Origin of the sequence: Aedoeadaptatus acetigenes (genome assembly GCF_025566985.1) — a bacterium.
GTDB lineage: Bacteria > Bacillota > Clostridia > Tissierellales > Peptoniphilaceae > Aedoeadaptatus > Aedoeadaptatus acetigenes.
Map to the genome: position 1 here is coordinate 1 of NZ_JAOQJD010000024.1, position 10931 is coordinate 10931.

Genomic DNA, 10931 nt, shown 5'->3' on the forward strand with positions numbered 1-10931 from the left:
TCAAAATTACCTGAAACGAAAAGCAAGCGGAAAACAGAAAGAGTATGAGGATAAATATAAGGCAAGAAGGGAGCAGAAGAAACAAGAGAAATTAAAGGTTTTGAAAAGAGAGGGGATACCGGCAAGAGATTTTCAGTAAAGGCAAGAGATTTTCAGTAGAATATTGTGGATTGACTTTGAGGTTAGATTATGCTAAAATATAGTAAACGGTGTTATCTTAATTTGGGAGGTGAAACTTACTGAGAGACAAAGATGTTACAATAGAGAAAATATTAAAAAGTGCAAAAAGCGAGTTTACAGAGCATGGATTCGAAGAGGCTTCTATTCGCACTATTGCTAAAAATGCAGGAATTACACCTGGTGCAATATATAAGCATTTTAAATCTAAAGAAGATATTTTTAAGGTACTTGTAAATCCTATACTTAATCACTTATACAGAAGAAGTAAAGAATTGACAAATCAAGCGATTGAAGAAATTAAAGTAAATGGTTTACAAGTTTTTGGAGAAAAATCTGATGATAGTAATAGGGAATTATTGGAATTTATTTACCAAAACGATCCTATAGTTAATCTTCTGTTTAACTGTTCTCAGGGTACGGAATTTGAATCAATTCGTCATGATTTAGTGAATCTTGAAGTGCAGGGTGCTAAGAAATTGATCGAGGTTCTTAAAGAAAAAAAAATAGAAGTAAATGATTTGAATGATGATGAACTTCATGTTCTTTATACAATGGCATGTACGCCTTTATTTGAGGTAATCACACATAGGTATCCATATAATGAAGCCTTAAATTTTATCGATATGATGGAGGCAGCAATGAATTTTGGTTGGAGGAGGATTATTAAATGAAAACATAATATAAAATTAAAAAATAATAAATTTTGAAATCGGGTTAATCCCGATTTTCTGCGTTTTATGGAAAGTAAACAAAAATAAGAAAAATTTACCAGCAAAGATTATTTTGAATCAATCATATTGTAACTGGTAAATAAATATAAAAATTTAAATGGAGGTATTCAAATGAATGAATCAAAATTAAAAACAAAAGATTTAGTTAACATCGGCATTTTTTCAGTGATTTATATGGCGTTATCCATGGCGGTAATGTTTATTCCTGTGTTTTCTCCGATACTTTGGTTATTATGGCCAGCAATGACAGGCATAATATGTAATTTTATTTACATGTTGTTGGTCTCTAAGGTGCCAAAACCAGGAACGGCTTTACTTTTGATAGCAATTACAGGGATTATATATTTTGCTATAGGAGAATGCACTTTTACAATTGTCATAACTTGCGTTATTGCAGGGGTTTTAGCAGAAATTACTAGAAAAATTTTGGGATATAAAAGTCAAAAAAGCGTAATAGTATCTTCAGGATTGATTTGCATTGGGTTGATTGGCTCACCATTGCCTATGTGGTTGTTCCAAGAATCTTATATGAAGTCTATTATTAAAATGGGAATGAGTCCAGAATATGTAAATAAATTACAAACTTTAATTTCAATTCCAACACTTATCGGGATGATCATTACTGCATTTATTGGAGGAGTCATTGGTGCATATATAGGTAAAGCAATGTTCAAAAAACGTTTTGAGAAAGCTGGAATTATGTAAATGGAGGGTATTGTAAGAGGCATTATAAAGCTAAATCCACTAACTGAAATCATTTTTTTGATTTCAGTTAGTATTATTAGCTTTGCAAATAATAGCTTAAAATTAGATTTTTTTATTCTTTTAATTGTTGCTATTATAGCGTTATTTATGGGACTTGTTAAAATATCTTTAAAGGCATTATCTATGTTTGTATTATTACAGGGATTGAAATATTTTGTTTTGCCGATTCTACCAGATGTCATATCAGCACATTTTGGATTATTGGTGATTCATGCTCCTAAGTTAATACCGATTTTTTTAGTTGGTCAAATTCTTGTAAAAACTAATCCTATACGAAATATTATGTATGCCTTAAAAATGATGCATTTTCCAAAAAGCCTAATTATTTCTCTAGCAATAGGCATCAGATATTTTCCATCTTTAAGAGAAGAAAAAATATTAATCTCAGATGCAATAAAAATAAGAGGCGTGACTGGATTTAAAAAGATACAATTAGGACTAATATCATTAATAGTTACAGCTTCTAATACCGCAGATGAATTAGCTCAGGCTATTACAGTAAGAGGGATAGAAAATCCTGCAAGAAAGACTTTTATGGATGATGCAGGATTTAACATTTGGGATCTAATAATTATTCTATTATGCATTCTGATGTTCTTTAATTTAAAGTTCAAGTTATTTTTATAAGAGGTACGAAACATGATTAATATAAATGAAGCTTCATATTCCTATAAGAGAAGCTTAGAAGAACAGTTAAAGAAAATTTCAATAAAGATTAATCAAGGAGAAGTTATCTTATTATGCGGAAAATCTGGTTCTGGGAAAACAACTATAACAAAATTAATCAATGGATTGATTCCTCATTTTTTAGAGGGAAATTTATTAGGAAATATTTTTATAAATGGGATAAACACAAAACAAATGAAGATATATGAAATTTCTGAAAAAGTGGGAACAATTTTTCAAAACCCCAAAACACAGTTTTTTAATTTAGATTCAGATAGTGAACTAACATTTGGATTAGAAAATTTAGGTGAAAACCCTGATAAAATAAAAAGACAAGTTTTTAAAGTGGTACGTGATTTGGGAATTGAAAGATTAAAAAACAGAAATGTTTTTATGATGTCAGGTGGAGAAAAGCAATTACTTGCTATTGCATCTATTTATGCTACCAATCCAGATGTATATGTGTTTGATGAACCCTCTGCAAATATTGATGAGTATGGCATTGAAAGAATAAGAGAGATGCTTATAAATCTTAAAGCTCAGGGTAAGACAATTATTATTTCTGAACATAGACTCTATTATTTAATGGATTTAATTGATAGAGCTATTTATTTACAAGACGGAAAAATAGAATATGTTTTTTCAAATGTGGAATTTTCTTCAATTACTGACGAATCACGAAAGAAACTGGGACTTAGAACTTTTGTAAGAAAGAAAAATGATGATTTTGCAAATCCTGTCACATTTTGTGAATCTGATGACTTTGTAGTTTCAAATTTAGAATATGAAAATAAGAAACAAAAAATTTTAGATAAGATAAATATTTCCGGAAACAAGGGAGATATTATTGCAATAACAGGTAAAAATGGTCAAGGGAAAACAACATTAATGAGAATTTTATGTGGACTGTTGAAAGAAAACGAAGGGGAGATAAGCTATAAAGGAAGTCCCATAAAATATAAAAAACGAAGAAAACTTTGTTATATGGTTATGCAAGATGTAATTCATCAGTTTTTTTCTGAATCTGTAAGAGATGAATTTAGTTTATTTGATTCTAAAATAGATGAAAAGCAAATAGATAATATTCTAGAAAAATTAGATCTTAAAAAATTAGAAAATCGTCATCCTATGTGCTTATCAGGAGGTCAAATGCAGAGACTTTCTGTAGCATTGGGGATGTTAATGGATAGAGAAATTATTATTTTGGACGAACCAACGAGTGGACTTGATTATACAAATATGCTCGAAATAAGCAAAGTCATTAAAGAATTTTCAAATAATAAAATTATATTTATTGTTACGCATGATAATGAATTGATTGATAGTACATGTAATAAATTATTGGAAATTTGCGATGGCAGAATAAAAAGATTTTATGAAAGAAGGTAAAAGATGGATATCTTAAAGGGACATAAAAGCAAGATTTTCGCAGCTGTATTCATTGCGATAATAGGAGTAGGATTTGGTGTAATACCTTATTTTTCTGTAGCAGCCATTATTAATAACTTGGTTGCAAAAAATACAAATTTAAATAATTATTATCCATATATTTTTGCTGTATTTTTGGGATTTTTAGCAAGTATATTATTTCATGAAATATCTACTATTATTTCTCATAATCTTGCCTACAGGATTATTGAAGATAAAAGAAAGTTATTAGCTGACAAATTAAGTAAAATTTCTATGGGAGAAGTTGAAAGAAAAAGCAGCGGACAGTGGTCTCAATTTATGGTGGAAACACTTGATAAAATGGAAAAACCGATTGCTCATGTGATTCCTGAAGTTATTGCTAATATATTCATTCCTATAGTATTGGTCATAACAATTTTTATAATGGACTGGAGAATAGGAATTGCGAATTTACTTACAATTCCATTGGGATTATTGTTTTCAATGTTAATGATGCGAGGTTATGAAGAAAAATCTAAAAGATACCAAGAAGCAGCTAAAGCTATGAATACGACAATGGTTGAATATGTAAATGGTATTAAAGTTATAAAAGCATTTAATAAATCAGCATCATCATTTGGGAAATTTAGAAAGACTGTTGAAGAGAATAAGAACGCAATGCTTGATTGGTATTTGAGTGTTTGTTTTTCAATGACAGCAACTATGGAAACTATCCCGTCAACTATGGTATTCGTTTTACCAGCTTCCTTGTATTTCTTTATGAAGGGTAGTGTTGAAGTAGGGACTCTTATCATGTGTATATTGCTATCATATGCTTCATATAAACCATTAATAAAAGCTATGAGTCATATGGAAACAATAGCAAATATAAAAGTTGTATTTGAAGAAATAAAAAAAATAATGGAAATTCCTAACTTAAAAAGAGGAGAAGAAGTAAGAGATATAAAATCTTATGATGTAGAGTTTAAAGATGTTACATTTGCATATGAAGAGTCAAAGAATGTATTAAATAATATTTCGTTTAAAGCAAATGAAAATGAGTTGACTGCAATCGTTGGAAATTCAGGTAGTGGAAAGTCTACTATTACAAAACTAATCGCAGGATTTTGGAATGTTTCTAATGGAGAAATTTTAATTGGAAAAACAAATTTGAACGAATTGCCTTTAAAACAGAATATGGAGCTTGTTAGCTATGTGTCGCAAGAAAACTTTCTTTTTAATAAAACAATATTAGAAAATTTAAAGATGGCGAAGGAAGATGCGAGTATGGATGAAATTAAAGAGGCTTGTGAAAAAGCGAGTTGCTATAATTTTATAAAGAGCCTACCAAATGGATATGAAACTATTGTAGGAAAGGGAGGAGCAAATCTTTCTGGAGGAGAAAAGCAAAGAATTGCAATAGCTAGGTGTTTTTTAAAGAATAGTCCTATTGTACTACTTGATGAAGCAACAGCATATTCTGATCCTGACAATGAATCAGTTATTCAACAGTCTATTGATAAGTTAATTAAAGATAAAACAGTGATTATGGTAGCTCACAGGTTATCTACAATTGTAAATGCAAATAAAATAATTGTGGTGGATAATGGAGAAGTAATTGAAGAAGGCACTCATAAACAATTACTCGAGTTAAATGGGAGATACAAAAAAATGTGGGATGTATATACAGAATCTAAAGAAATCGAGGTGATATAAAGTGAGAGAATTGATAAAAACTTTATATGAGGTGTCAGGGTCATATTCAAATAAAATAACAAAAATGCTTATTTTTGATGTATTTAAGGGAGTATTTGAAGGAGTTTCTTTAGGTGCAATTCTATTATGTTTGACCAAAATTTGTGAAAATATATTCACGAACCAAAGCATTTTAATGAAAGATGTGTATATTGTTTTTATTATTGCAGCTATAAGTGTGGTGGGAAAAATTATATTTGGATATCTGGCTGATAAAAACAAATATATTGCTTCGTACAATTTAGGAGCAGAAAATAGATTATATATTGGTGATCGTTTAAAAAATGTAAACATGGGATATTTCAGCACAAATTCTTTAGGGAATATAGCAGGAGCATTGTCAACTGTTATAGGTGAACTTGAAACAATAGGAGTTTTTATTATTGAGCAAATGCTTGTAGGTACAATACAGACACTAATTATGGTTATTTTCATACTACCTTATGATTTTGCAACAGCTATAATTATATTGTTGACTTTGATTGTTGGAACCTTAGTAAACTTATTCACACAAAAAAGCACAGATCAACTAACAGAGAGATTGTTAGGACTTAAATTGGATTTAAGTGAAAAAATGCTTGAGTATGTAAATGGGATAGGAATAACTAAAGCATTTGGAAAAGATCAAAATACAGTCAAGGAACTAAACGAAAGTATTACAAAAAGTCGCAAAGGCTTCCTTGCTGTAGAAAAAATTTTAGTTCCAACACAGTTTTTATTCTTGTTAGTATTTAAACTTGGTATTTGTGTGATAATTTTTAGTTCTATCATAAGATATTTATCAGGGGATATTGAAGTTACTAAAGCTATTATATTAATTGTTATGAGTTTTGTTGTTTTTTCTGGATTTGAATTAGCAGGAAGTATGCAGAGTATTAAGGGTGTTGCTGTACGAAATCTTAATACTGTTATAAATTTAAGAAATTTACCTGTAATTGAAGAAGGTGAAATGACAGAAGTAGATAAAGCAGAAATATCAATGAACAATATTTCATTTTCTTATGGAAAAGAAAATCTTTTCAATAATCTAAGTATGCTTGTTCCAGATGGAAAAACAACTGCTCTTGTTGGATTTTCAGGAAGTGGTAAAACAACACTTTGCAATTTAATGGCGAGGTTTTGGGATGTAAATTCTGGCGAAGTAAAAGTTGGAAATCTAAATATTAAACAGTACAAGTATGATGAATTGCTTTCAAATTTTAGCTTTGTTTTTCAAGACGTGTATCTTTTTGATGATACCATAAAAAACAATATTAAGTTTGGTAATCCAAATGCAACAGATGAAGAAATGATAGATATTGCCAAAAAAGCTCAGTGCCATGATTTTATTATGAAATTGCCACAAGCTTATGAAACGGTTTTGCAAGAAGGGGGTTCAAATCTATCGGGTGGTGAGCGTCAACGAATTTCTATTGCAAGAGCCATGTTAAAACCGAGTAGGTTTGTAGTTCTTGATGAGGCAACTTCGAGCGTAGATCCAGAAAATGAAAAAGAATTATTGATTGCTTTGAAAAACTTATTAAAAGGCAAAACTGTTATTGTAATTGCACACAAGCTTTCTACTGTAAAAAATGCAGATCAGATAGTTGTTTTAAAAGACGGTGTTATAAAACAAGTAGGAACACATAGTGAACTTGTATCTAAACATGGAATATATAAGGATTTTATTGAAATCAGAAAACAATCTGAAGAATGGGTAGTTTAGAAAGGTTTGATATATGAATATTAGATAGATGTAAGAAACGGGGGAGTAAGATGAAAAAGACTTTTCATATAGAAGAAAGAAATAACAAAAAATTCTTCTTGCCTTATAGTTTCTTATTATCTCAAGCAACTAAATATATCTAAAGAAAAGATAGATTCATTTCTTTTCGGAGGACTATTTACACCAAAGTGTAGAAGTCCTCCTTTTTTTATTCTCAAAAAGCAAAAACAGAGAGCATAAAAAGGAGGATTACACAATGGACAAAAAAGAATATTTCCTTTATGTCAAAGGAAAAGCCGTACCTGTAAGTGAAGAAGTCTACAAAGCCTATTGGAAGATAACAGAGCATGAAAAGTATCTCCAAAGAAAAGATTGGAAGCATAATGTTATACCATTTTCAGCACTGGATCATGATGGACACTTTGTAGATAACATCATAGATGAAAAAATAGACTTAGAAAAAATTGTAGAAGTAAAAATGCAAATTGAAGAACTTCATAGAGCATTAAATACTCTCACAAAAGAAGAAAGAGAGTTAATGGAAGCCATCTTCTACAAAGAAGAAAGTCTAAGGTCAATCAGCAGAAGAGAGAAAGTTACACATCAAGCAATCAGTGGGAGGAGGGATAGGATTTTAGAAAAACTGAAAAAAATTTTAGAAGATAAAATCTAAAAACTTGGAAAGGTTAAGTGTCAAAAAAAGGTGCTTAACCTTTCTTTATGGAAACAAGCAGATACCAAAACGGAGGAATTAAAAATGAAGAAAGAAAACACATTACAGGAAGTACAGGAACAAATTTTTGAACTTCAGGAAGAAAGAGAAAAGTGCGATGTAAAGCTGAAACAATTACAAAATCAAGGCAAGAAATTAGAAAAACTTGCAAATGAAAAAGAACGAAAAAGAAGAAATCACAGGCTTATACAAAGAGGCTTGATAGTAGAAAGAGTAATTAAAAATCCTCTAATATTTACCAATGAGGAGATAGAAAAGCTGTTAAACATCTCTACTCACACAGAAGAATACAGACAAGCCTATGAAGAAATGATAAATGGGAAAGATATGGAAGATAAAACAGACATCGAGTAGACAGAATAAAAAAACTTAGTTTTTTCAGAAGCTCCCTGCAAGGGCAAAAAGCTTCGCAGAACGCAAAGCACCCTTTAGGGTGTATAATTGCGCCCTTAGAAAATCTAAGGGATTTTAGCAAGTCTTTGAAAATCCAAAACTTAATAAAAATATACGGATAAAGCAGATAGGAAAAGATACAAAAAATAACCTGTCTGCTTTTTTCTTTACCTGAAAACAAACAATAAACGAAAGGAGCTTATGAAGATGGCAGAAACATTTCACTTTAATATTTCCATGATAAGCAGAGGAAAAAGTAAATCGGCAGTTGCAAGTGCAGCATATATCTCTTGTGAGAAAATCAAAAATGAATGGGACGGAGAAGTTCATGACTATCATAATAAAAAAGGACTTTTACATTCAGAAATCTTCTTGCCGGAGAATGTCCCCATAGCATTAAAAGATAGAACTACTTTATGGAATAGCATTGAACTAAATGAGAAAGCAAGCAATGCACAGCTTGCAAGAAACTTCATTATCGCCTTACCGAAAGAATTATCTTTTGAAGAAAACAAGAAACTCATTACCGACTTTATACAGGAAAATTTTGTATCAAAAGGAATGATAGCAGACCTTGCTATTCATGATGGAAATGATGAAGAAAATAACAATATCCATGCTCATATTATGACTACCCTTAGACCAATCAATGAAAAAGGAGAGTGGCAGGCAAAAAGCAAAAAAGAATATGTTCTTGATGAAAACGGAGAAAAGATAAAATTAAAAAGCGGTAACTACAAAACAAGAAAAGTAGAGCTGACGGACTGGAACGATAAAGGCAACGCAGAGAAATGGAGAGAGAATTTTGCAAGCCTTTGTAATCAGTATTTAGAAAAAAATCATCAGGAAAAGAGAGTGGATCATCGCTCCTACAAAAGACAAGGGATAGAAGAAATCCCAACCATTCATTTAGGAGCAAGTGCCAGTGCCTTAGAGAAAAAAGGAATAGAAACCGACAAAGGAAACATCAACAGAGAAATCAAAAAGCATAATTCCTTAGTAAAAGCCATCAAGAACAAGATAAAAGAAATCACCTATTGGATAGACTCTTTACTTGGAAATCTGCAAGCAAAATACGATGAGTATAAACAGACCAAGAAAGATGAACTTGAGAATAAAGCGGAACTCTTTAACCTCTATGAATATATTTCTATCTACAACGAGATACAGGGAGAAAAAATAAAAAATCTATCCTACTATGGACAGATAAAAAAGGGAAATGTAGACCTAAAGAGATTTGTAAAAGCAATCTACTATTTGAAAGATAATCATCTTCAAACAATAGCAGACTTACAAGGAAAAGTCTTTGAACTTGCAAAACAAAGTAAAAAGATAAGTGGTGATATTCAAGAAAAAACACAAAGAATAAAAGACTTAAATCGTTGCTTTATTTGTGCAGACATCATCAAAGAAAATAAGGCGGTATATCAGGAATATAAAGATAAAACTTTTCTTAAAGATAAATTTTACAATTCACATAAAGATGAAATTGAAAATTACAAAAAAGCAAGAAAGACTATAGAAAAATTTACTGGAACATCAGCTATAAAGTCGAGTGATTGGCAGAAAGGAATATCAAGCCTTGAAAGTCAGATACAAGACTTAACCAAAAATAAAGCTAAAGTACAAGATGAATTTAAGCAGATAGACCATATCAAATATGCAGTAAAGATTGTCAATGATGAGTATGGAATAGATTTATCCATAGAGATAGACAAGGCAATTAAGAGAGGAGATAAACCAAGTGTAATTGCACAACTGAAAAAATTCCAAGAGCAAGAGGAAATAAAGGGGCAGTACAAACAAAAAGCCAAGGAAAAGGCTAAAGAAAATTATAAAAATAAAGGGGAGGAAAGATAAAAATGGCAGACAACAGAAGATACTATTGGTTAAAATTGAAAGAAGATTTTTTTACAGATAAGAGAATCAAAAGGCTAAGAAAAATATCAGGAGGAGATACATATACAATCATTTACCTCAAATTGCTTTTACTTAGCTTAAAAGATAGTGGGAAGCTGTATTATGACGGAGTAGAAACAGACTTTATCAAGGAGCTTGCATTAACGATTGATGAAACGGAAGATGATGTAATGGTTACAGTAAATTATCTTGTAGCACAAGGATTGATGGAGATAATCACAGAAAATGACGAGTATTTTTTAACAGAAATCCCAAGTCTTATAGGTTCAGAAACAGCGTCTACAAGGCGTTCGAGGAAATCAAGAGGACAAAAAGTGTTGCAATGCAACACTGATGCAACACCTTGCAACCTTTTGCAACAAAACTGCAACGTAGATATAGAGATAGATAAAGAGATAGATATAGAATTAGAAAAAGAGGGGGAGAAAGAAAAAATATCCCCCTCCCTTTATGGAGAATATAAAAAAGTTTCTTTAACTGATGAAGAATATGGAAAATTAAAGGATAAAATGCAAGGTCATAGGGAAGAAATGATAGAGAAGCTGTCAACCTATATGCAAAGCACGGGAAGAAACTATAAAGATCATTATGCGACCTTAATTCATTGGTATGAACAAGATAAAGGGAAATTAAAGGAGTGTAGTAAATCAACAGTATATACCCTTGAAGATTATGACAAGGGAGAACATTTATA

The 10931-nt window shown here is 30.8% G+C and carries 10 protein-coding genes and 2 pseudogenes; all 12 read left to right on the forward strand.

Features of this window, described 5'->3' with window-relative positions:
• Positions 1-139 (forward strand): annotated as a pseudogene (locus OCV31_RS09385) (DUF4368 domain-containing protein); the annotation flags it as partial.
• A 130-nt stretch (positions 140-269) separates the two neighbouring features.
• Positions 270-392 (forward strand): annotated as a pseudogene (locus OCV31_RS09810) (TetR/AcrR family transcriptional regulator); the annotation flags it as partial.
• Between the two features lie 60 nt (positions 393-452).
• Entirely contained in the window at positions 453-851 is a 399-nt protein-coding gene (locus tag OCV31_RS09395; RefSeq protein ID WP_267303932.1) for a hypothetical protein, read from the forward strand.
• A gap of 171 nt (positions 852-1022) precedes the next feature.
• Positions 1023-1616, forward strand: coding sequence for an MptD family putative ECF transporter S component (locus tag OCV31_RS09400; protein ID WP_002842188.1), 594 nt, complete (start codon positions 1023-1025; stop codon positions 1614-1616).
• Entirely contained in the window at positions 1617-2303 is a 687-nt protein-coding gene (locus OCV31_RS09405) for an energy-coupling factor transporter transmembrane component T family protein (RefSeq protein ID WP_000398547.1), read from the forward strand.
• Positions 2304-2315: 12 nt separating this feature from the next.
• Positions 2316-3731: an ABC transporter ATP-binding protein gene (locus OCV31_RS09410; protein WP_148474632.1), complete on the forward strand. Its 1416-nt coding sequence runs from the start codon at positions 2316-2318 to the stop codon at positions 3729-3731.
• Between the two features lie 3 nt (positions 3732-3734).
• Complete coding sequence (locus OCV31_RS09415) at positions 3735-5447, forward strand: ABC transporter ATP-binding protein (RefSeq protein ID WP_000353267.1); 1713 nt, start codon at positions 3735-3737, stop codon at positions 5445-5447.
• Between the two features lies 1 nt (position 5448).
• Positions 5449-7191, forward strand: a complete 1743-nt coding sequence (locus tag OCV31_RS09420; protein ID WP_148474634.1) for an ABC transporter ATP-binding protein — start codon at positions 5449-5451, stop codon at positions 7189-7191.
• Between the two features lie 256 nt (positions 7192-7447).
• Positions 7448-7864: a sigma-70 RNA polymerase sigma factor region 4 domain-containing protein gene (locus tag OCV31_RS09425; RefSeq protein WP_148474636.1), complete on the forward strand. Its 417-nt coding sequence runs from the start codon at positions 7448-7450 to the stop codon at positions 7862-7864.
• 84 nt (positions 7865-7948) lie between these two features.
• The gene (locus OCV31_RS09430; protein ID WP_019192822.1) at positions 7949-8278 is read left to right on the forward strand and encodes a DUF3847 domain-containing protein; all 330 of its coding nucleotides are present in this window, start codon (positions 7949-7951) and stop codon (positions 8276-8278) included.
• A gap of 246 nt (positions 8279-8524) precedes the next feature.
• Positions 8525-10177 (forward strand): MobQ family relaxase, encoded by a 1653-nt coding sequence (mobQ, locus tag OCV31_RS09435; RefSeq protein ID WP_148474638.1) that lies wholly within the window; start codon positions 8525-8527, stop codon positions 10175-10177.
• A gap of 2 nt (positions 10178-10179) precedes the next feature.
• A partial coding sequence (locus OCV31_RS09440) for a phage replisome organizer N-terminal domain-containing protein (protein WP_148474640.1) occupies positions 10180-10931 on the forward strand: 752 nt, incomplete at its 3' end.

What these genes read in the sequence shown, in the direction of transcription:
- OCV31_RS09425 (WP_148474636.1), top strand. Translation starts at nt 7,448, where the DNA reads ATGGACAAAAAAGAATATTTCCTTTATGTCAAAGGAAAAGCCGTACCT.
- OCV31_RS09405 (WP_000398547.1), top strand. Translation starts at nt 1,617, where the DNA reads ATGGAGGGTATTGTAAGAGGCATTATAAAGCTAAATCCACTAACTGAA.
- OCV31_RS09410 (WP_148474632.1), top strand. Translation starts at nt 2,316, where the DNA reads ATGATTAATATAAATGAAGCTTCATATTCCTATAAGAGAAGCTTAGAA.
- OCV31_RS09430 (WP_019192822.1), top strand. Translation starts at nt 7,949, where the DNA reads ATGAAGAAAGAAAACACATTACAGGAAGTACAGGAACAAATTTTTGAA.
- mobQ (WP_148474638.1), top strand. Translation starts at nt 8,525, where the DNA reads ATGGCAGAAACATTTCACTTTAATATTTCCATGATAAGCAGAGGAAAA.
- OCV31_RS09415 (WP_000353267.1), top strand. Translation starts at nt 3,735, where the DNA reads ATGGATATCTTAAAGGGACATAAAAGCAAGATTTTCGCAGCTGTATTC.
- OCV31_RS09400 (WP_002842188.1), top strand. Translation starts at nt 1,023, where the DNA reads ATGAATGAATCAAAATTAAAAACAAAAGATTTAGTTAACATCGGCATT.